This is a genomic window from Microvirga sp. TS319 (assembly GCF_041276405.1).
Lineage (GTDB): Bacteria > Pseudomonadota > Alphaproteobacteria > Rhizobiales > Beijerinckiaceae > Microvirga.
In genome coordinates this window covers 3343546-3363219 of record NZ_JBGGGT010000002.1, presented here as the reverse complement: position 1 = coordinate 3363219, position 19674 = coordinate 3343546, and the positions used below count along the sequence as shown (strand labels likewise).

At 64.2% G+C, this 19674-nt stretch carries 18 protein-coding genes; 5 read left to right on the top strand and 13 right to left on the bottom strand.

Annotation, left to right across the window (positions count from 1 at the left end):
* Positions 1 to 54 precede the first annotated feature (54 nt).
* On the top strand, positions 55 to 1425 hold the full coding sequence (locus tag AB8841_RS25335; protein ID WP_370438522.1) for a glutamate--cysteine ligase: 1371 nt from the start codon (positions 55 to 57) through the stop codon (positions 1423 to 1425).
* A 9-nt stretch (positions 1426 to 1434) separates the two neighbouring features.
* Here AB8841_RS25335 and AB8841_RS25330 read toward each other — a convergent pair whose 3' ends face one another.
* From AB8841_RS25330 to ilvD, 5 genes are all read right to left on the bottom strand, one after another.
* Entirely contained in the window at positions 1435 to 2922 is a 1488-nt protein-coding gene (locus AB8841_RS25330; protein WP_370438521.1) for a sensor domain-containing diguanylate cyclase, read from the bottom strand.
* A 15-nt stretch (positions 2923 to 2937) separates the two neighbouring features.
* Positions 2938 to 3255, bottom strand: coding sequence for a quaternary ammonium compound efflux SMR transporter SugE (sugE, locus tag AB8841_RS25325; RefSeq protein ID WP_370438520.1), 318 nt, complete (start codon positions 3253 to 3255; stop codon positions 2938 to 2940).
* Between the two features lie 158 nt (positions 3256 to 3413).
* Positions 3414 to 3716 carry a hypothetical protein gene (locus AB8841_RS25320; RefSeq protein WP_370438519.1) on the bottom strand — a complete coding sequence of 101 codons (303 nt, stop codon included), beginning with the start codon at positions 3714 to 3716 and terminating at the stop codon, positions 3414 to 3416.
* A 328-nt stretch (positions 3717 to 4044) separates the two neighbouring features.
* Positions 4045 to 5787 carry a hypothetical protein gene (locus AB8841_RS25315; RefSeq protein ID WP_370438518.1) on the bottom strand — a complete coding sequence of 581 codons (1743 nt, stop codon included), beginning with the start codon at positions 5785 to 5787 and terminating at the stop codon, positions 4045 to 4047.
* A 323-nt stretch (positions 5788 to 6110) separates the two neighbouring features.
* On the bottom strand, positions 6111 to 7940 hold the full coding sequence (ilvD, locus tag AB8841_RS25310) for a dihydroxy-acid dehydratase (RefSeq protein ID WP_370438517.1): 1830 nt from the start codon (positions 7938 to 7940) through the stop codon (positions 6111 to 6113).
* 229 nt (positions 7941 to 8169) lie between these two features.
* Between ilvD and AB8841_RS25305 the strand changes: the two genes are divergently transcribed.
* Positions 8170 to 8415 carry a hypothetical protein gene (locus tag AB8841_RS25305; RefSeq protein ID WP_370438516.1) on the top strand — a complete coding sequence of 82 codons (246 nt, stop codon included), beginning with the start codon at positions 8170 to 8172 and terminating at the stop codon, positions 8413 to 8415.
* 39 nt (positions 8416 to 8454) lie between these two features.
* Here the strand turns inward: AB8841_RS25305 and AB8841_RS25300 are convergent, their stop codons facing one another.
* Positions 8455 to 8892 carry a YqaA family protein gene (locus tag AB8841_RS25300; protein WP_370438515.1) on the bottom strand — a complete coding sequence of 146 codons (438 nt, stop codon included), beginning with the start codon at positions 8890 to 8892 and terminating at the stop codon, positions 8455 to 8457.
* Between the two features lie 177 nt (positions 8893 to 9069).
* Between AB8841_RS25300 and AB8841_RS25295 the strand changes: the two genes are divergently transcribed.
* A complete protein-coding gene (locus tag AB8841_RS25295; RefSeq protein ID WP_370438514.1) occupies positions 9070 to 10248 on the top strand; it encodes an NAD(P)/FAD-dependent oxidoreductase in 1179 nt (392 codons plus the stop codon).
* Positions 10249 to 10373: 125 nt separating this feature from the next.
* Positions 10374 to 11354 carry an aldo/keto reductase gene (locus AB8841_RS25290; protein WP_370438513.1) on the top strand — a complete coding sequence of 327 codons (981 nt, stop codon included), beginning with the start codon at positions 10374 to 10376 and terminating at the stop codon, positions 11352 to 11354.
* A 358-nt stretch (positions 11355 to 11712) separates the two neighbouring features.
* On the opposite strand, the gene AB8841_RS25285 is transcribed toward AB8841_RS25290, so the two are convergent.
* The 4 genes from AB8841_RS25285 to kynA all read right to left on the bottom strand — a co-directional run bounded on the left by AB8841_RS25285 (position 11713) and on the right by kynA (position 17621).
* Positions 11713 to 12204: a hypothetical protein gene (locus AB8841_RS25285; RefSeq protein WP_370438512.1), complete on the bottom strand. Its 492-nt coding sequence runs from the start codon at positions 12202 to 12204 to the stop codon at positions 11713 to 11715.
* 129 nt (positions 12205 to 12333) lie between these two features.
* Entirely contained in the window at positions 12334 to 15477 is a 3144-nt protein-coding gene (locus AB8841_RS25280; protein ID WP_370438511.1) for a hypothetical protein, read from the bottom strand.
* A gap of 123 nt (positions 15478 to 15600) precedes the next feature.
* Positions 15601 to 16767 (bottom strand): aminotransferase class V-fold PLP-dependent enzyme, encoded by a 1167-nt coding sequence (locus AB8841_RS25275; RefSeq protein WP_370438510.1) that lies wholly within the window; start codon positions 16765 to 16767, stop codon positions 15601 to 15603.
* A gap of 29 nt (positions 16768 to 16796) precedes the next feature.
* Entirely contained in the window at positions 16797 to 17621 is an 825-nt protein-coding gene (kynA, locus tag AB8841_RS25270; RefSeq protein WP_370438509.1) for a tryptophan 2,3-dioxygenase, read from the bottom strand.
* A 171-nt stretch (positions 17622 to 17792) separates the two neighbouring features.
* Here kynA and AB8841_RS25265 point away from each other — a divergent pair, with 171 nt between their 5' ends.
* The gene (locus AB8841_RS25265) at positions 17793 to 18035 is read left to right on the top strand and encodes a DUF3297 family protein (RefSeq protein ID WP_370438508.1); all 243 of its coding nucleotides are present in this window, start codon (positions 17793 to 17795) and stop codon (positions 18033 to 18035) included.
* A gap of 24 nt (positions 18036 to 18059) precedes the next feature.
* Here AB8841_RS25265 and AB8841_RS25260 read toward each other — a convergent pair whose 3' ends face one another.
* The 3 genes from AB8841_RS25260 to AB8841_RS25250 form a co-directional block, all read right to left on the bottom strand.
* Positions 18060 to 18305 carry a hypothetical protein gene (locus tag AB8841_RS25260; protein WP_370438507.1) on the bottom strand — a complete coding sequence of 82 codons (246 nt, stop codon included), beginning with the start codon at positions 18303 to 18305 and terminating at the stop codon, positions 18060 to 18062.
* Positions 18306 to 18457: 152 nt separating this feature from the next.
* Entirely contained in the window at positions 18458 to 19246 is a 789-nt protein-coding gene (locus AB8841_RS25255) for a VOC family protein (protein WP_370438506.1), read from the bottom strand.
* Between the two features lie 10 nt (positions 19247 to 19256).
* Positions 19257 to 19607: a DUF1428 domain-containing protein gene (locus tag AB8841_RS25250; protein ID WP_370439365.1), complete on the bottom strand. Its 351-nt coding sequence runs from the start codon at positions 19605 to 19607 to the stop codon at positions 19257 to 19259.
* Between the last annotated feature and the right edge of the window lie 67 nt (positions 19608 to 19674).

Here is a 19674-nt window from a genome sequence, read left to right as displayed (position 1 = left end):
GTCACGATCCCTGAGTCGGCGCGCCTTGAACGCGCTTTTTGGATGAGGTGATGTATGGCGCGGGACGTATCCGATACGACCCCCATCGGCGCACGGGCTGAGCTCGTGGAATGGATTGCGGAGGGTGAGAAGCCCCGCGAAACGTGGCGGTTGGGAACGGAGCATGAGAAGGTTCCCTTCTACACGGAGGATGCTTCTCCCGTTCCCTATGACGGGACAAAGGGGATTCGCTCGCTGCTCGAAGGACTGCAGGAGCGCACCGGCTGGTCTCCCATCATGGAAGACGACAAGCCCATCGGCCTGTTCGATGAAACGGGCGGCGGCGCGATTTCGCTCGAGCCCGGCGGCCAGTTCGAATTGTCCGGCGCTCCGCTTCGGACGCTTCATGAGACGGCACAGGAGACCGCGCAGCACCTCGCCGACGCGAAGGCGATCGGCGAGACGCTCGGCATCGGATTTCTCACGCTCGGCATGAGCCCGCTATGGACGCGGGCCGAGACGCCCGTCATGCCCAAGAAGCGCTACCGCATCATGACGGACTACATGCCGAAAGTCGGCAGCTTGGGTCTCGACATGATGTATCGGACCTCCACCGTACAGGTGAACATGGACTACGCGTCCGAGGCCGACATGGTGAAGAAGCTGCGCGTGTCGCTTGCGCTGCAGCCCGTCGCGACGGCGATCTTCGCCAACTCGCCCTTCACCGAGGGCAAGCCCAATGGCTATCTCTCCATGCGCTCGCGCATCTGGCTCGACACGGACAGGAACCGCACGGGCATGATGGCCTTCGCCTTCGAGGACGGCTTCGGCTACGAGCGCTATGTGGATTGGGCGCTCGGCGTGCCGATGTATTTCGTCAAGCGGGATGTGACCTATCACGACGTGGCGGGCGCCTCGTTCCGCGATCTTCTCGATGGCAAGCTCGCGCAATTGCCGGGAGAGCGCGCAACGCGCTCAGACTGGGCGAACCATGTCTCCACGCTGTTTCCGGAAGTGCGCCTGAAGCGCTATCTCGAAATGCGCGGCGCGGATGTGGGCGGCCCTGAACAGATCGTGGCGCTCTCGGCTTTCTGGACCGGTTTGCTGTACGACGAGGCGGCGCTCGATGGCGCCTGGGAGCTCGTGAAGGGCTGGAGCGCGGAAGAGCGTGACCGGCTGCGCGCCGATGTGCCGAAACTTGCCCTGAAGGCTACGATTGCCGGACGCTCCGTCCAGGACGTCGCGCGCGATGCGCTGGCTCTTTCGCATGAGGGGCTCAAGCGCCGCGCTCAGCTCGATGCCTCGGGGCAGGATGAGACGAAGCACCTGGCCTATGCCGAGGAGATCGTCGCATCGGGCCGGACGCCTGCCGAGCGATGGCTGGAGCGCTATCACGGCGCTTGGGGCGGCTCGGTGCGGCCTGCTTTCAGCGAATGCGTCTTCTGACCTGGGCCGCTATGCGGCCTTCGCGACGGAAACGCGGTTGCGGCCGCTCTGCTTGGCCTGGTAGAGCGCCTTGTCGGCCATGTCGATGAGGCCTGCCGGCCCGGCATGCGGGCGATCCGTGGCAGGCCGTTGCGTGACGCTGCCGATGCTGATCGTCAGGGTATAGGTCGGGGCATTGGCCTCGTGATGCAGGGCCAACGCCTCGACGCCCGCACGGATCTTCTCCGCGACCCGTAGGGCGTCCTCCTCGTTCGTGTCCGGCAGCAGGACGACAATCTCCTCGCCGCCGTATCTGGCGACGAAATCGCCGGCCTGTCTGACGCCGCCAGCGATCACTGCCGTCACCTTGCGCAGGCATGCGTCGCCCTGCTGATGGCCGTAGAGGTCGTTATAGGCCTTGAACTGATCGACATCGATCAGGAGAAGCGAGAGCGGGATGCCGTCCCGCGCGGCGCGCAGCCATTCGATCTCCAGGCGGCTGTCGAAGGTCCGGCGATTGGCGAGGCCCGTAAGGCCGTCCGTCGCGGCCAGAATGGCGAGCTCGGCTTCCACCTGCTCACGGCGGCTCAGCTCGCGCGCGAGCCGCCAGCCCAGCAGGCAGATGATGCCGATCAGAACAGCCACTCCGAGCAGTCGAAGCTGAAGCTCCACCGTCCAATTCCTCAGGGCCTCCTGCTGACTGACGGCCGAGAGCACCACAATCGGATAGACGTGATTGCGCTGGTATCCCGCAAGACGCGGAACCTTATCGATTGGGGAGGTGTAAAAGCGGGAGCCGGACGGACTCCCTGTCAGCCATTCGGACGTTTCCGTTTTGATGCCGATCGCCTTCTCGAAATAGGGATAACGCGAAAGAATTTTCCCGTCCGTCGTGCTGAACATGACGATGGCCCCCTGGGAGCCGAGATCCATGCGGCCGAAGAAATTCCCGAAGTAGCGGGGTGGGATGCTGACCTGGACGACACCGCCGAAGGTGCCGTCGGGCTTGTTGAGGCGCCGCGACATGGTCAGGATCCAATCGCCGCCAAGCGGATCTCGAATGAGCGGCCCGAAGAACCACTTCCTGCCCGGCGAGGCGGCGTGATGCTGAAAGAACACCGTATTCGTGACGTTCACGCGCTTATGGCCCGGGAGTGAACTGCCCAGGACGAAGCCGTTCTCGCTATAGACCGTGAGAGCCTTCAGGGCCTGCAAGGTCTGGATGCGCTCGGAGAAGAATTCCTGCATGCCGATCATGCTATTCGCGTCCGTCCCCTGACGTTCGAGGCGGTCGACGACATCCACCAGGATGGCATCGGCCAGGTCGAAGGTGTCCTCGGCGTGCTGGGCCAGGGACCTGGCGAGGTTCTGCATCTCGCTCTCGATCCGGACGAATTCCTCCTGACGCTCCGTCCAGTCCCTCCAGCCCTCCAGTCCGACGATGGCGAGGCAGATCACCGCCACGAAAACCTTGAGGCCACGGGTCGAGGAATGCGCGTCGCGAGGGGGGAAAAGCATCCGCTTCGATTCCACTCACGGAGCCGCGAACTTGAGGCCGAGGATGCCGAGCACGATCAGACCGATGCATCCAAGGCGGATGGCCGTGGCGGGCTCGCCCAGGAGAATGATGCCGAGCAGGGCCGTGCCGACCGTGCCGATCCCGGTCCAGACGGCATAGCCGGTTCCCACGGGGAGGGTCTTGAGGGCGATCCCGAGAAGCAGGACGCTCGCCGTCATGCTGACGGCGGTCAGGACGGACGGCACGAGGCGCGTGAAGCCCTCGGAATATTTGAGCCCAATGGCCCAACCTATCTCGAAAAGGCCTGCCAGTGTCAGATAAACCCACGCCATACAGGTCTCACGTCACCATGCGGTGACACCCTTTCCAGATGATAACGCGAGGCCCCCCTTGCGCCTTTCCAGGTATACAGGGCTGCCGCATGCGTCTCAATAGCGGCCGACGTTTGCAGAATTGCCTACGGCCGGTGGCCCGGGTCTGTGGACGGGCGTCAGTTCTCGGGGTCGTCCGAGGGGCGGGCAGACGCCTTCAGGGACGCATAGGGATTGAAGGGCTCGTAGAGCTGATGCTTCCATGAGTCGCCGCAATTGATGCAGATGGAGCGGATCATGTGGTTGCTCTGCTCGAGGCGCTTGAGCAGCTTTTCCTGCCGTTCCTGTGCGTCATTCGGCTCTGCCTCGTAACCGGAGGGGCGAACCGTCAGCTGCAAGCCTTTGGCTTCGGGAGCGGCTCCCTGGGCGATGGCCGAGGCCGGCAATCCTGCAAGAACAGCAGCGAAAACGAAATGGCGCATAAGACTCCTCACGGCCGATTGAAACGTCCCTGACTGGTCCCTGCCCAATGCGATGCCGTCAAGGACGAATAAGATGGTTGGGACTATAGGAAGCAGAAGCCATGCAAGAAAGGCGCCAATGCGTTCCAAGTTCCGGCTCTGCGGCGGCGGGACGTCAAACTGGTGTCGAAGATGAGCAGGGCAGGTGCAGCTCTCCTGCCTGCCAGTCGTCCTCCGGGTACAGCATCGGACGTGAAATCGAACCCGTATCCGATGCTGTCAGTCTATGTTTTGAGCATCTTTTCACGCAGAACCGGTGCCCATCTCCCGCGCACGATGCGCTAGTGTTTCAGATGATCGTGAACTCGGAGGCGGTGAGCGCGACCTTGTTGGTGAACTGGGCGATGAGCACCTGCGCCTGGCCGCCGGAGCCGTCGGCATCGTAGTAGAGCTTGCCGGTGCCCTTGTCGTAGATCAGGTGGTCGTCGTGATCCTTGGCCACCTTGCCGACCACGAACTTGGAGCTGCTCAACCGACCCGGGCCGCCCAGCTTGGCCATGTACTTGTTGTCGAGCTGGAAGCTGTCATCGGCCTTGTTGTAGTCGGTGATCTTGTCGTAGCGGGTGCTGCCCGGCCGGTCCTTGAACACGAAGGTGTCGCGCCCGACCCCGCCCGTGAGAACGTCCCGTCCGGTGCCGCCATCGAGCGTGTCGTTGCCCGACCCACCGATCAGCCGGTCGTTGCCGGACAGGCCGGAGATCTTGTTGTGGCCCGTATTGCCCGTAATCGTGTTGGCGCCGGCATTGCCCTTGAGCGCAATGGAAGAGCCGCCGGTCGCATAAAGCCGCTCGACATAGGCTGCGAGCGTGTGGCTGACGACGGTGTAGACCCGGTCGGCGGTGCCGCCCTTGGAGGTTTCCACCACCCTATCGCCCGTAGCGTCCACGTAATAGATATCGTTGCCCGCTCCTCCCTTGAGGCTGTCGTTCCCTTGACCGCCCCAGAGCACGTCGTTGCCGCCGCCCCCATTGAGCGTGTCGTTGTGGTAGCCGCCGTCGAGCTTGTCGGCTCCCGCCGTGCCGTTCCAGACGAGGCCGGTGGTGTGGACCGGGCTGGAATAGTGATAGGTGATCGTCTCGTTGGCGGGCTTGTCCTGCGTCGTGTAGTCGGTCCACGAAACGCCTGCTCCGCCTTCCGCCTGAGGAGCCATCGGGTGTTCGAAGGAGTAATAGCTCCAGAGGAAGGAGCCCGCGAGCCACCGGCCGCCGTAGTTCTCCATCACTTTGTAAAGAGCCGCGTAACAGTCCACCTGCTCCTGCGGGTCGTAGGTGCCGCCGCTGCCGAAGACACCCGGATCCTTGTTCGCCCCGTCCATGCTGCGGAACCCGACCTCGGTGAAGATCACCTGCTTGCCGTAATGGTCGGACAGGGCCTTGTAGTAATCGACGATGGACTTGCCACCGAGCAGCGTATCCCGGATCCAGGGGTTGGAATGCGGCTTCGTCCAGGCCTCGACCATCTGGTCGACGGTCGGATCGTTCACGGTCGACATCGGGTAATAGGCGTCGACGCCGATATAATCGACCTTGTCCCAGAACCCGACTGTCTTCACCGTCCAGTATGTCGCAGCGTAAGTGATCTTGCCCGTATAGACGACCCGCACGGCATCGACGATCTCCTTCCATTTCTCGGTATAGGTCTTGCCGTCGCTACATTGCTTGGTCGGGTCGATCATGCTGTCCATTTCGGTGCCGATGCAGATCATCGCCGCGCCACCCGTCTGCGCCGCCCTCGCATATTCGACCATCATGGCCTTGTAGCTGTCGAACCACGCCTTGGCGTCGCTGGGCGCGAGTTCCGCGCGCCACACGCGGTCGTTGGTTTCGAGATGGGGCTTGAGTACCACGTTGAGGCCGAGCCCCTTGGCTTGAAGAATGGTCTGCACGACCCGCTCGAAGGTGTCGCTTTCGTCATCCCAGGGATTGTTCGGATCGCCGAGCTTCAATCCCATCGAATTGCTGAATTTATTGTCCTGGAAAAAGTTCGGGATGAGCGTGACGGTGCCGGCGCCGGTGGCCGCGATCTGACGCATGGCCGCCAGACCGCCGGGGGAAAGGGCCTGGCCTCCCCAATACGAAGGCTGGGTGATGCTTTCCCATTCGAAGATCCGACTGCTGCTTATGCGCCTGTCCCTTGATCGATCGGTATTCGGAGCTGCGATAAAGCTAAGGCAGCTTTCTTGATAATTGTATAACGTATCAAATTAACCTTGTCGTTAGGCCGAATGGCCGAGGGAGTCTCGATGCTCTAAAAACACGAATGCCCGGCACAGGGCCGGGCATGACGACGCGCTCTGGATGAGCCGGGGCAGTAGGACACGGATCCCCGGATCGATCCGGGGATCCGTGTCGAAAGTCAGATCTGGCGCACCGCGCCCTTGGCGGCGCTGGTGGTCAGCATGGCATAGGCCTTGAGGGCCGCCGAGATCTTGCGCTTGCGGGGTGCGGCGGGCTTCCAGCCCTTCGTTTCCTGCTCGGCGCGGCGGCGCTCCAGCTCGGCCTCGTCCACGGCGAGCTGGATGCGGCGGTTCGGGATGTCGATCTCGATCCGATCGCCGTCCCGCACGAGGCCGATCGCGCCGCCCTCCGCCGCTTCCGGCGAGACGTGACCGATGGACAGGCCCGAGGTGCCGCCGGAAAAGCGCCCGTCGGTGATGAGCGCACAGGCTTTGCCCAGGCCCTTCGATTTCAGGTAGCTCGTCGGATAGAGCATCTCCTGCATGCCCGGGCCGCCGCGCGGACCCTCGTAGCGGATGACGACCACATCGCCGGCTTTCACCTTGCCGTTGAGGATGCCGCTGACGGCATCGTCCTGGCTTTCGAAGACGATCGCGGGACCGGAGAATTTCAGGATGCTCTCGTCGACGCCCGCAGTTTTCACGATGCAGCCGTCGAGGGCGAGGTTTCCGGAGAGCACGGCGAGGCCGCCGTCCTTCGAGAAGGCATGCTCCGAGTCGCGGATCACCCCGTTGGCACGGTCCGTGTCCACACTGTCGTAGCGGCTTTCCTGGCTGAAGGCGGTTTGCGTCGGCACGCCGCCGGGAGCGGCACTGAAGAATTCATGCACGGCATGGCTGTTGGTGCGGCGCACGTCCCAGCGGTCGAGGGCGGCCTTCATGCTCTCGGCATGGACCGTCGGCACGGCGGTGTCGATGAGGCCTGCTCGGTCGAGCTCGCCGAGGATGGACATGATGCCGCCGGCGCGATGCACGTCTTCCATATGCACGTTGGCCACCGCGGGCGCGACCTTGCAGAGCACCGGCACGCGGCGCGACAGGCGGTCGATATCGGCCATGGTGAAGGGAACCTCGGCCTCGTAGGCCGCCGCCAGCAGGTGCAGCACCGTGTTGCTCGATCCGCCCATGGCGATGTCGAGCGTCATGGCGTTCTCGAAGGCCGCGAAAGAGGCGATGGAGCGCGGCAGCACGCTTTCGTCGTCCTGCTCGTAATAGCGGCGGGCGAGATCGACGATCAGGTGACCGGCCTCAACGAAGAGACGGCGGCGGTCGGCATGGGTCGCGAGCGTCGAGCCGTTGCCGGGCAGAGAGAGGCCCAGAGCCTCGGTGAGGCAGTTCATGGAATTGGCCGTGAACATGCCCGAGCACGAGCCGCAGGTCGGGCAGGCCGAGCGCTCGATGGCCTGGATGTCCTCGTCGGCCACCGTATCGTCGGCGGCCGCCACCATGGCATCGACGAGGTCGAGCTTCTTGGTCACGCCGTTGAGCTGCACCTTGCCCGCTTCCATGGGGCCACCGGAGACGAAGACCACCGGGATGTTGAGGCGCATGGCGGCCATCAGCATGCCGGGAGTGATCTTGTCGCAGTTGGAGATGCAGACCATGGCGTCCGCGCAATGGGCGTTGACCATGTATTCCACGGAATCGGCGATCAGCTCCCGCGAGGGCAGGGAGTAGAGCATGCCGTCATGGCCCATGGCGATGCCGTCATCCACCGCGATGGTGTTGAATTCCTTGGCGACGCCGCCTGCCTTCTCGATCTCGCGCGCGACGAGCTGCCCCAGGTCCTTCAGGTGGACGTGGCCCGGCACGAACTGGGTGAAGGAGTTCACGACGGCGATGATCGGCTTGCCGAAGTCGGAATCCTTCATGCCGGTGGCCCGCCAGAGGCCGCGGGCGCCCGCCATGTTGCGGCCGTGGGTGGTGGTGCGAGAGCGATAGGCTGGCATGGGGTGTACTCTGGTCCTCACAATCCGTAAGCCTGTCTTGTTCGGCTGAAAACGCCTGACATGCAAGCGGTTTTGCTGCCGCCTTTAGGCGCAGAACGCATGCCGGAGCGGCGTTTCGCGCCTGGAAAGCGCCCGGCCGCGCTCGATTTGCGCCGTTCTCAAGCTGAACCGGCCTTGCCCGGGCTGCGTTGTTCCTGGCAACGTCATCAGATACGGGCAGGACGACGCCATGGTGCCGAAGACCGACTGGGATGCCCCCGCTCATCTCCAATACGAGCCGATCGTCGCGCCCAAGGGAGGCGCCCATCGCGACGCGAGCGACGTGACCGAGTTCAAGAACCTTCGCGAGGCGGTGCACTGGGCCATGACCAACGAGGCCCCGGCCGGCAAGCAGGCCGTGATCCGCACCTCGTCCGGAGCCGTTCTCGGCCCCGCGATGCTGGAGGAAATCTGGCTGAGCCTCCAGGGGCCGTGACGTGGCCGTGACGTGGCCGTGACGTGGCCGTGACGCCGCTCAGGTCCAGCCCAGGCTGAGCGCTCCGACGGCCAGATAGCGGCCCGTCTTGGCGAGCGTCACGAGCAGGATGAAGACGGGCAGGGGCTCGCGCAGCACGCCCGCCACGATGGTGAGCGGATCGCCGATCACCGGCACCCAGCTGAGCAGAAGGGTCCAGCGCCCATAGCGGCCGTACCAGCCCTCCGCACGGGCCATCTGCTCGCGCTTGACCGGAAACCAGCGCCGGCCCTCGAAGCGGCTGAGGAAACGCCCCAGGTACCAGTTCACGACGGAGCCGAGAACATTGGCGACGCTGGCGACGAGGATGAGCAGCCACCCGCGGCCGTCGCCCGCCACCAGAAAGCCGAGGAGCACGGCCTCCGACTGGAATGGGAAGATCGTGGCCGACAGGAACGCGGCGGCGAAGAGAGTGCCGTATTCGGCAAGAGGCGGCATGAGGTTCAGGGAAAAGCCGTTGCGGGGCCTTGGGCCTTACCACGCTTCGCCGAGGCTCCCAAACCGGGGTCTTGCCTCGGAGCGGCCTCGCTCCTCTTCCGCTTGCACGATCCGGCAAAAGTGCACTACCAAGCCGCTCGCCTTCGTTTGCGGAAGATCTCTCGGGAATTAAGTCTCTTGGAACAATTCGATGTCGTGGTGGTCGGTGCGGGTGCCGCCGGCATGATGTGCGCCGTCGAGGCAGGCAAGCGCGGCCGCTCCGTGCTGATCCTCGACCATGCCGCAAAGCCCGGCGAGAAGATCCGTATCTCCGGCGGAGGACGGTGTAATTTCACGAACCTCAACGCCGCGCCCGCCAACTACATTTCGCAGAACCCGGGCTTCTGCATCTCGGCCCTGCGCCGTTATACGCAAGCCGACTTCATCGCCCTCGTGGAGCGCTATGGCATCACCTACCACGAGAAGACGCTCGGCCAGCTGTTTTGCGACGGCTCCTCGCGGCAGATCGTGGATCTGCTCCTCAGCGAGATGAAGCAGGCGGGCGTCACGCTGAGGCTGCAGACATCCGTAACGCAAGCGGAGAAAAGCCCCGACGGCTTTCGCCTCACCCTCTCGGACGGAGCGGTGCAGTGCCGCTCACTGGTGGTCGCGACGGGCGGCAAGTCGATCCCGAAGATGGGCGCGACGGGGTTCGGCTACGATCTCGCGCGCCAGTTCGGATTGAACCTCGTCGAGACCCGCCCCGCGCTCGTCCCGCTCACCCTCGAGCCGACGATGTTGGAGTGGCTGACGCCTCTCGCAGGCGTTTCCGTCGACGCCGTGATCGGCTGCGGCAGGACGACGTTCACGGAGGCCATGCTATTCACCCACCGTGGTTTGAGCGGTCCTGCGATCCTGCAGATCTCGTCCTATTGGCGCGAGGGTGCGGAGATCGTCGTCTCCATGCTGCCCGGTGTGAACTTGTTCGAGGAGCTGCGCGCGGCCCGCGCCCAGAATGGCCGGCAGGCGCTGCAGACGGCACTGTCCGCCTTCCTCCCGAAGCGCCTCGCGCAGTTGATCGTGGAAGCCGAGAAGGGGCCCGCGAACCTTGCCGATTGCCCCGACAAATATCTGCGCCGCATCGACGAGGCGGTGAACCGCTGGCGCTTCAAGCCGGCGGGCTCGGAAGGCTACCGGACGGCCGAGGTGACGCTGGGCGGCGTCGATACGCGCGAACTCGATTCCAGGACGATGGAGGCCAAGTCCGTTCCCGGGCTCTACCTGATCGGCGAGGTGGTGGACGTGACGGGTTGGCTCGGCGGCTACAATTTCCAGTGGGCCTGGTCGTCCGGCTGGTGCGCCGGGCAGGTGGCCTGACGGGCGATCCGCACAGGGATGCGCCGTGGCGCGAAGCCTCCGGAACCCCAGGTTCCGTCCCTCGTTCATGGGAGACGCAGCCTCGCCGGACGCGTGCGCCGGCCACGCCCGATCAGGAGATTCCCATGCAGGCACGTCACTTAGGTCCATTGAAGGTCTCGGCCCTCGGGCTCGGCTGCATGGGCATGTCCGAGTTCTACGGCGGGCGGGACGAGGATGAATCCATCGCCACGATCCACCGGGCCATCGAGCTCGGCGTCACCTTCCTCGATACGGCGGACATGTACGGGGTCGGCCACAACGAGGAACTCGTGGGCCGCGCCATCCGGGATCGCCGCGACAAGGTGGTGCTCGCCACCAAATTCGGCAATGTGCGTGGCCCCAACGGTGAGCGCCTCGGTATCAGCGGCAAGCCCGATTACGTGCGCCAGGCCTGCGAGGCGAGCCTCAGGCGACTGAAGATCGACGTGATCGATCTATACTACCAGCACAGGGTCGATCCGGACACGCCCATCGAGGAGACGGTCGGCGCCATGGCCGAGCTCGTGCGTCAGGGCAAGGTGCGCCATCTCGGCCTCTCGGAGGCGGCGCCCCAGACGATCCGCCGCGCCCATGCGGTCCACCCCATCGCCGCGTTGCAGACCGAATATTCTCTCTGGAGCCGCGACCCGGAGGACGAGATCCTTGGCGTCGTGCGCGAGCTGGGCATCGGCTTCGTGCCCTATTCGCCGCTCGGCCGGGGATTTCTCACGGGGCAGATCAAGAGCGTCGACGATCTCGATCCGGACGATTTCCGCCGCGCCTCGCCGCGCTTCATCGGCGAGAATTTCCGCAGGAATCTCGACCTCGTGAGCGAGATCGAAACGATGGCCCGGGAAAAGGGCTGCACGCCCGCGCAGCTCGCGCTCGCCTGGGTGCTGGCCCAAGGGAGCGATATCGTGCCGATCCCCGGCACCAAGCGCCGCAAATATCTGGAGCAGAATGTCGGCGCTCTCGATGTCACGCTGACGAAGGACGATCTGGGCCGGATCGACCGCATCATGCCGCCCGGCGCGGCCGCCGGGACCCGCTACGCGGCGGCGGGCATGCAGACCGTCGGACGGTAACGGAAGAGCCGCAGCACAAGGCCGCTGCGGACGTGCTCCTCGGTCGTCCTCGCAGCCCGTCTCCCATGCCACGCCCCTCCCTTCAGCGTCATGGCCGCACTTGGTGCGGCCATCCACGTCTTCCATCCACGTCTTGATGGCGCACCGGCTCATGAGGCATGGATGCCCGGCCCTGGGCCGGGCATGACGAGAAAGGGGCGCTAGAGCATCGGACGTGAAAAGTGGGAACCGGTTTTGCGTGAAAAGATGCTCAAGACCATCAACTTATAGCGTCGGACGTGAGTTCGATTTCACGTCCGATGCACTAACGTCCTTCCCGCTCTGGCCGCACTGACGGATCAGCGGTCCGTCCGGCGCTTCAGACGACGATGAAATCGTTATGGGCGATGGCCTTGTTCTTGCCGATATGGGCGAACACCACCTGGCCGCCGGCCTTGTTGCCGTTCGAATCGTACCACAGGTCGCCCGTCGCCTTGTTGTAGCCGATATGGTCATCGGCATCGGTCGCCTTGCTGCCGAGCTTGAAGAAGTTCTTGCTCAGCGTGCCGGTCTTCTTCAAGGCCTTGAAGATGGCATTCTCCAGCCGGATCGTGTCGTCGGCCTTGCTCCAGTCCATGATCCGGTCCTTGTTGGTCCTGGCATTCAAGGCCGTGTTGAACACGAAGAAGTCCCGTCCCGAGCCGCCATAGAGCATGTCGTTGCCGGAGCCGCCGGTCAGCGTGTCGTTGTCGCTCCCGCCCTTCAGCGTATCGTTGCCGCCGCCGCCGCTGAATGCGTCCTTGCCGATACTGCCGTAGAGCTTGTCGTTCCTGGCAGAGCCCGAGGCCCGCTCGCCGCGGAGGTCGCTCACGGTGACGGTCAGGTTCCGCTCGAAGGAGCCGCCCTCCTGGTCGGTGACCTTGACCCGGATGGTGTGGGTTCGCGCCTGCTCGTAGTCGAGCAGCAGCGGATTGGCGACCTTGATCGTCCAAGCCTCTCCTTACCGCACCAGTTTGAAGCGACCACCGGCGGTGTCGAGCAGCCGATAGGTGAAAGTGTCGCCCTGGTTCGGATCCGTCGCCGAGAGAGTGCCGATCGGGGTGCCGGCCCTGGCCACTTCGCGGATTGTCGCAGCGCTCAAGGAGATGCCGTCCGGATCGGCGTTGGTATAGGTTCCGCTCGCGTCTTTGATGCTCGCGATGTCTTGCCGGAAGAGCTGGATCCGTTCGGCCGGGGTGAAGACCGCTTCTCCCGTCAAGTTGACGGATGCGGTCGCGCCCGCCACCGCTCCGGCCAGGAGAGCCGTTGCGCGGTCGTTGAAGGTGAGAGTGCCGTTGCCTTGAAGAGAGAGCGCCTCGACGCCTTCGATGGTCTTGCCGCTGAAATCGTAATCGCCGGCCATGAGCAGGAATCGATCCTCGCCGCCGCCGCCCCGGATGGTGGCGATCCCGGCCAGGTTCGCCGCATTGGCCGTGATGGTCTGGTCGTCCGAGGAGCCTTCCAGGGCTTCGATACCGGTGAGGGTGGCGAAGAGGGTCAGATCGCTCGGGCCGTCTCCGAGGGCCAGGGTATCTGTGCCACCGCCGCCATCGAGCGTGTCGCCCGCCGTGATGGTGTTCGTGGGGGCGACAAAGACCTCGTTCTCGCCGGTTCCGACGACATGGTCGACGCCATTGGTGAGAAAGGCCACGATGTTGGGCGTGATCGTGACGTCGATCTCAGCGGTCGAGGCCCGTCCTCCCTCGTCGACCAGGACGAGTTTGACGGTATCGTGGTCGGCGAGGAAATTGTCGGTCGACGTGTTCCTGTAGACCAGTGCCCTGATGAGCTTCTGGACGAGCGAGTGGGTCGCGGCCTCGGTGAACGCGACGCGGATCTCCCATCGGTCGGACCCGGTCGCGATCGTGCCGATCGTGACGCCGTCGACCGTGATGTCGCTGCCGGGATCGAGCCCCGCGCTGAGAGTGATGCCGTTCCCCGACCGGATCTCCAGGGCCGTATCGCCGGCCCCGTGCTTTTCCGTCACGGAGACCGTCAGGAGACGGATATCGTCGTCCTCTGCGCCGAGCGTCCCGTCGCTCTCCAGGTCGATGACCACGCTCCGGCCGGCGGAGAGCCGGATGTGATCGCCGTCGACGCCGGTCAGGGCCGGCGCCCGGTTCTCGGTCGTCCGCCCGCTTCCGTCGGTGATCTTGTCGATTCCCCTTGAGAAATACGCCTCCCGCTCGGTATCGGAGAGGTCGATCCCGACAAGGATGAGGTGGTCGTTCTTCGTGGAACGGCCGTCGATGAGCTGCGCGGTCGCAAGGCGATCGGTGGTCACCTGCGTTCCATCGACTTCAAGCATGATCCGCTCAAAGCCGGAGATGTTTTTCCAGGTCAGGTCGAAGGTTGTTCCTGCCGCAAGGGACAGGGCGTCGCCGGACGTGCCGTCATTCCCGCCGCCGTTGAAGGAACCTACTCTGTTGAGCTGGGATGCGCCGATCCTGATGATGTCGCTGTGGGTCGAACCGCGGATTGTCTCGATGCCTGCCAGGCTGTCCAGAAGGGTCAAGTCGAATGTCCGATTGCTCGACGCGCTCAACTGCAGCGCGTCGAGCCCTCCTCCGCCGTCGATCCGGTCGCCATCATTGAGGCTCTCAAAGGTTGCCTCGAAAATCTCGTCGAGTCCGCTCCCGCCGATGTTGTCGATGCCTTCGGTCAATGATTGCGTGACCTCGGAGAGGACATGGACATGACCCTCGCTCCGCCGCTCTCCCAGGTCTGTCACCGTGACGGTGATGATCCAGGTATCCTGGGGGGGACTGTTCGGCCTGACAAAAGTCAGCGAGCGAAGAACCTCCTGTGCCATGGAAGCGGTGGAATCGGCGTTGAACCCGATCGAGAGAGAGGCGGTTCCCCAGCCCTCGACGAGGCCGATGAGCGTTCCGTCGTAATGCAGGTTTTTCTTCGTGGGATCGTCGGTGTTCGAAAACGTCAGACTCGCCGACGCAGCCACCGTGACCGATCCGAGAAGGAAGGGCCCGGTCACCTGAACGGCGATGGACTTCAGGCGCCCGTCGTCCACCGACAGGACGGCATCCCGGTTGACGTCGATGAAGACCGGCCCGCCGACAGCGGCATTGATGTAGTTCCCGTCGAAGTTCGTCACCTTGGGGGCCTGATGGGTCGTGGTCACGAAGTCCCCGCCCGCGACCTCCCGCGCCACGATGGTGTCGACGCCTCTCAGATGCAGCGCCTGCCGCTCCTGTGCCGTCAGCACCCCCCCGGTCACGGTCAGCTTGTCGCCGGTCGTGCCGTACCCGGTGACGAGCTTGGCGAGTTCGGCATTGCCGACGGTGAGAGTCCCGCCGTCACTCCCAAATCTGATCTCGCCGAAGCCGATAATGTCGACATCGGAAAGATCGGCGCTGCCGGTGACCCGCAGCACGTCCTGGGTCGCCGCTCCTCCGCCATCTATCCTGTGTACGTCGCCAAGCTGAGTGCCCGCGATGACGATCTCGTCATCGACTCCCGTTCCTCGAACCGTATCGATACCGGAGAACCCGTCCATCAGATGCAGGTTGAACGCACCGCCCCCAGTCAGGGTCAGTGTATCGTCTCCGCCGAGGCCGGAAAGCCTGTCGCCCGCGTTCAGGGTAAGACCGGTCGCGGTGAAGCTGTCCGCCAAGTCCGTACCCACGACGTTATCGGTGATGGCGATCGTGGCGGCTGCCAATCGATGGCCATCGCTCAGGTTCAGAACGATTTGATGTCCTCCCGCGAATCCGCCCGCAACCGCAGAATCCGTGTAGGTGATGGCCTTTATGAGCTGTTCGACCTGATCTTTGGTGACCCCCGCGACGAAAGAGAAGTCGAGAGTGGTCGGACCTGCAAAGTTGATCGTGCCGATCTGAACACCATCCACGAGGATCGGCTTCCCTTGCGATATGCCATCCGGAGCCGTGACGCCGCTCGGCCCCCCGAGGAGGATACCGAGGGAATCCGTCGTTTCCGAACCGGGCAAACCGACGCCCAACGTCGTCAGCGGCCCGTCTCCGAGCACGACTTCCACATCGGAGCCGGCGTCGATGAGCATGGGCGTTCCGTTGGAAACGCGGACGAGCCTCTCGCCGTCGAGATTGAGGATTTTCAGGTTGGCCATATCGATGCTCCTCGCGAACAGCTGCGGCACGTCCAGCTTCTCGGGAGCTTCTTATATGACACCGAATAACATTTCAATGACGACCTGTCGCGAGAGCCGCGGACCTGGGCGCGTCTCCGGCGGTCAGGCGAACGCCGCTTCGGCCTCATGGAGACGCCTGACGAGCTCGTTCACGTCTTCCTGCGTCTGGTAGAGACCGAACCCGATCCGCAGGCGGTCGCCCCGGACATCGGTGATTACATGGTGCCGTTTGAGGAGAGCGTAGAGGCGCTGGGCCTCGGGCGTTTCGAAGGTCAGGAAATTGCCGCGCCGCATCTCGTCCTGGGGCACGACGAGGCGGGCTCCGTCGAGTTCCGGAAGATGCAGAACCTGCTGCAGGAAATGCTGCTGCAGCGCCGTCGCATGTGCATGGACGATGGCCGGCGTGATGCCCTCGTCGTTGAGCCAGCGCATCACCGCGTTGAAGCGGTAGAGGCCGGATGGATCGAAAGTCGCGCCCATGAAGCGCCAGCCGTCATCGCTGTAGCCGACCTGTCCGCGTTGCGCGTTCGCGAGGTTGCCGAAGGCCGCGTACCAGCCGGTGTCGCGCGGGCGCAATCCCCATCCCGGCGGGCAATGCATGAAGCAGGCGCCTTCGCCCGCCATGGCGTATTTGTAGCCGCCCGCCATGTAGAAGGCGCGATCCGCGATGGTGCTCAGGTTCGTCGCCCTCGCCATGAAGCCGTGATAGCCGTCGATCACCGCCATGGCGTCGGATCCCACGGCCTCCACGAGCCTTCGCGCATCGGCCGCAAAGCCCGAATTGAAGAAGACTTGGCTGACGAAGACAAGGTCGAACGCGCCGCCCGCCGCCGCGCAGAAGCGATCCTCGAATGTCGCGAAGGGTTCCGTCGGCACGCGCGTGACGATCACCGCCTCGTCCTCCTCCAGGCGCGCGATCTGCCGGCTGAAGGAATGGAATTCGCCGTCCGAGGTCAGGATGCGGACCGGCCTGTCCGCCGGACACGAGGAGAGAAGGCGTTTGAGGAATTCATGCGTGTTGGGCGCGACCGCGATCGTGCCCGGATCGGGAAGGGCCAGATGGCCCGCCACATGCGCGCGGAATTCGTCGAAGACGGGGCCGAGCACATGCTCCCATTTGTCGTCGACGAGGCGCGCGGCATCGTCCCAGGCCTGCAGGTGCGCTTCGCGCGTGACGTCGGGCCATGGGTGATGGCTGTGCGCCGCGAAATGCAGGCGCTCCGGCGCGGCGTTGAGAAAGCGGGAGAAGTGGGAACGCAGATCGAGCATGTGCGCCTCGATGATCAGGGCTTGGACGATCAGAGCTTGCCGCGTACGGACCAGAGTTCAGGGAAGAAATACCGCTCCAGCGCCTTGCGGAGATAGGCGACCCCGGTGCTGCCGCCGGTGCCGCTGCGCATGCCGATGATGCGCTCCACCGTCTTCATGTGCCTGAAGCGCCATTGCTGGAACGCGTCCTCCAGATCGACCAGCTCTTCAGCGAGCTCGTAGAGATCGAAATGCTCGCTTGAGTGGCGGTAGATGTCTTCCCACACCGCCTCCACGCCCGGATGCGCCACATAGGGCTGCGTCACGTCGCGGTTCAGCACCTCGACAGGCACGAGATAGCCTCGGCGCGCCAGAAGGCGCAGCGCCTCGTCGTAGAGGCTCGGCGCGCGATAGGCAGCTTCCAGCTGCTCCGCGAGATCGCCGCGGTGCCTGTGCGGCGCCATCTTCGCCTCGTCCTTCGCGCCGAGCTTGAATTCCACCAGGCGGTACTGCCAGGACTGGAAGCCGGAGGACCGGCCGAGCGCGGGCCTGAAGCTGAGATAATCGGACGGCGTCATGGTGGAAAGCACCGTCCAGGCCTGGATCAGCTGCTCCTGGATCCGGTTGATGCGCGCCGTGCATTTGAAGGCGGGCTGCAGCTCGTCGGCGCGCAGATGCGCAAGGGCCGTGTCGAGCTCGCGGTTGAGAAGCTTGAGCCACAGTTCCATCACCTGATGGATGGTGATGAAGAGAAGCTCGTCGTGCTCCGCCGTCAGGGGTTTCTGGGAGGAGAGAAGGGTATCGAGCTGGAGATAGTCCCCATAGCTCATGGCTTGCGTGAAATCCGTATGAACGCCCTCTGTCTCGGTCGACACGTCGTCCTCCTCCCGAACCGGTTCCGTTTGAAATCCTGACAGTCTCAGGATTACGAAAGGGAAATAGAGCGGAGTGGAACAGTGTCACGGGAGGGCAGTTCGAGAATTGGCATCCTGGCCGCAAGCGGTTAGGTTGCCGGCCGATTTGACCTCGAACGGAGACCATCGCGCATGTCCGACACGCTTCCCGACCGCCTGTCCACGAACCCGAACAGCCCCTATTACGACGAGGAGCTGCTGGCCAAGGGCGTGGGAATTCGCTTCAATGGGGCCGAGAAGACCAACGTGGACGAGTATTGCGTCAGCGAGGGCTGGGTCCGCGTGATCGCCGGCAGCGCCAAGGATCGCTTCGGCAATCCCATGACGATCAAGCTCAAGGGCAAGGTCGAGCCCTATCTTCAGAGCGACGCATAAGTCCGCCGTCCCGCAACCCTTTGCTCAAGGGTTGTTCCTGCCCGAGCCCGGCTGGGGCGGCGCCTTGCCGCCCTCCGCCGGAGCGTTATCCGGAAGGGCTTCGTCGGGAGCAATGAGCTCGTGGTTCACCGGCTCGCGTGGCGGAGATCCGTCGCGTGCAGGTGCGCCCGTGACCAGGGTGCCGCCCATATAGGAGGGCGGGTCGCTGGCCGGGAATGAATATTCCGAGCCTGCATCGACGAGGTCGTCTTCCGCTTTCTTCGCTGTCACGGCCTGTCCTCGTTCTGCGTAAGTGTCTCACGAGGAAATGTGGATCCGTGCGGGAGGTTCGGGCGGCGCGGCAAAAAATTCGGACCGGGGCATCCGGCTCCCCTGCGATCCTCCCGTGGTCCCCGGCCTCGGGCCGGGGACCACGATGGCGATCATTCTCCGGCTGGGGTTCGGCGCGGGCCGACGAGGCCGAACATGGCGCCCTGCGGATCGCTCGCGACGATGATATGGATGCCGCCGGGAACCTCGGCGGGTCCATAATGGATCGTGCCGCCGTTGCCGGATACGGCCTGCGCGGCGGCGTCGATGTCCTCGACACCGAAATAGAAGGTCCAGGCCGGGGGAGGGCCGCCCTCCATCCGATTCATCACTGCGCCGATCGTCTGGCCGCCATGCTCGATGAACCGGTAATCGCCCATGGCCCCCATCGGCATCGCGTCGCCCTTCTCCCAGCCGAACAGCCCCGTGTAGAAGGCGAGCGCGGCGCTCTGATCGCTTGCTGCAAGCTCGTTCCAGTGGCAATGGCCGGGCTTGGTCTGGGCAAACGACGTGCTCGTGCCCTCCATCGCTCCGCGCATCACATAGAACAGGACGCCCTGGGGGTCGGCCAGCATCGCGAAACGGCCGACGCCCGGTATGTCGGTCGGCGGCATATGTTCGACACCGCCGGCCCGCACGATGTCCAGGACCGCCGCATCGACGTCGCGAACGCCGATATAGCCGAGCCAGCGTGGGCGCATGGGCGCGTCCCCGGCGCTCGGCGGGCAGGTCATGAAACCGGCGACATCTGCGCCGTTCATGTCGAAGAGCCTGTAGTCGAACTCCGATCCTTCCGCCCGGCGGTTCCGCCAGCCGACGACCGCGCCGTAGAACCGGGCGGCCGCGTCGGCGTCGGTGGTGAGGAGCTCGTACCAGACGAAATCGCCATGCTGATTGGCCATGGTGCGTCTCCTAAACGTCCAGGATCGGGGCGAAGCCGCCGAAGATCATGCGCTTGCCGTCGAAGGGCATGTCGCCCATGGCCTGCATGCGGGGATCAGTCATGATCTTCGTCATGGCGGCGTCCCGCACGTCCTTCGAGGGGTATTCGATCCAGCTGAACACCACGACCTCATCGTCCTTGGCCTTCACGGCCATGCGAAAGTCGGTGAGCTTGCCGTCCGGCACGTCGTCGCCCCAGCACTCGACCATGCGGGTCGCGCCGAATTCCTTGAAAAGGGGCGCGGCCTTCGCGGCGTATGCGCGGTAGATCTCCTTCCGGTCGGCCGGCACGGCCACGACAAATCCGTCGACGTATTTCATCATGCGGCTCCCTTGGTTCCCTCTTTCGCTTCTTGACAATGTGAGTTGATATCAACATAATAGGGTC

What these genes read in the sequence shown, in the direction of transcription:
- AB8841_RS25335 (WP_370438522.1), top strand. Translation starts at nt 55, where the DNA reads ATGGCGCGGGACGTATCCGATACGACCCCCATCGGCGCACGGGCTGAG.
- AB8841_RS25330 (WP_370438521.1), bottom strand. Translation starts at nt 2,922, where the DNA reads ATGCTTTTCCCCCCTCGCGACGCGCATTCCTCGACCCGTGGCCTCAAG.
- sugE (WP_370438520.1), bottom strand. Translation starts at nt 3,255, where the DNA reads ATGGCGTGGGTTTATCTGACACTGGCAGGCCTTTTCGAGATAGGTTGG.
- AB8841_RS25320 (WP_370438519.1), bottom strand. Translation starts at nt 3,716, where the DNA reads ATGCGCCATTTCGTTTTCGCTGCTGTTCTTGCAGGATTGCCGGCCTCG.
- AB8841_RS25315 (WP_370438518.1), bottom strand. Translation starts at nt 5,787, where the DNA reads ATGCGTCAGATCGCGGCCACCGGCGCCGGCACCGTCACGCTCATCCCG.
- ilvD (WP_370438517.1), bottom strand. Translation starts at nt 7,940, where the DNA reads ATGCCAGCCTATCGCTCTCGCACCACCACCCACGGCCGCAACATGGCG.
- AB8841_RS25305 (WP_370438516.1), top strand. Translation starts at nt 8,170, where the DNA reads ATGGTGCCGAAGACCGACTGGGATGCCCCCGCTCATCTCCAATACGAG.
- AB8841_RS25300 (WP_370438515.1), bottom strand. Translation starts at nt 8,892, where the DNA reads ATGCCGCCTCTTGCCGAATACGGCACTCTCTTCGCCGCCGCGTTCCTG.
- AB8841_RS25290 (WP_370438513.1), top strand. Translation starts at nt 10,374, where the DNA reads ATGCAGGCACGTCACTTAGGTCCATTGAAGGTCTCGGCCCTCGGGCTC.
- AB8841_RS25280 (WP_370438511.1), bottom strand. Translation starts at nt 15,477, where the DNA reads ATGGCCAACCTGAAAATCCTCAATCTCGACGGCGAGAGGCTCGTCCGC.
- AB8841_RS25275 (WP_370438510.1), bottom strand. Translation starts at nt 16,767, where the DNA reads ATGCTCGATCTGCGTTCCCACTTCTCCCGCTTTCTCAACGCCGCGCCG.
- AB8841_RS25265 (WP_370438508.1), top strand. Translation starts at nt 17,793, where the DNA reads ATGTCCGACACGCTTCCCGACCGCCTGTCCACGAACCCGAACAGCCCC.
- AB8841_RS25255 (WP_370438506.1), bottom strand. Translation starts at nt 19,246, where the DNA reads ATGGCCAATCAGCATGGCGATTTCGTCTGGTACGAGCTCCTCACCACC.
- AB8841_RS25250 (WP_370439365.1), bottom strand. Translation starts at nt 19,607, where the DNA reads ATGAAATACGTCGACGGATTTGTCGTGGCCGTGCCGGCCGACCGGAAG.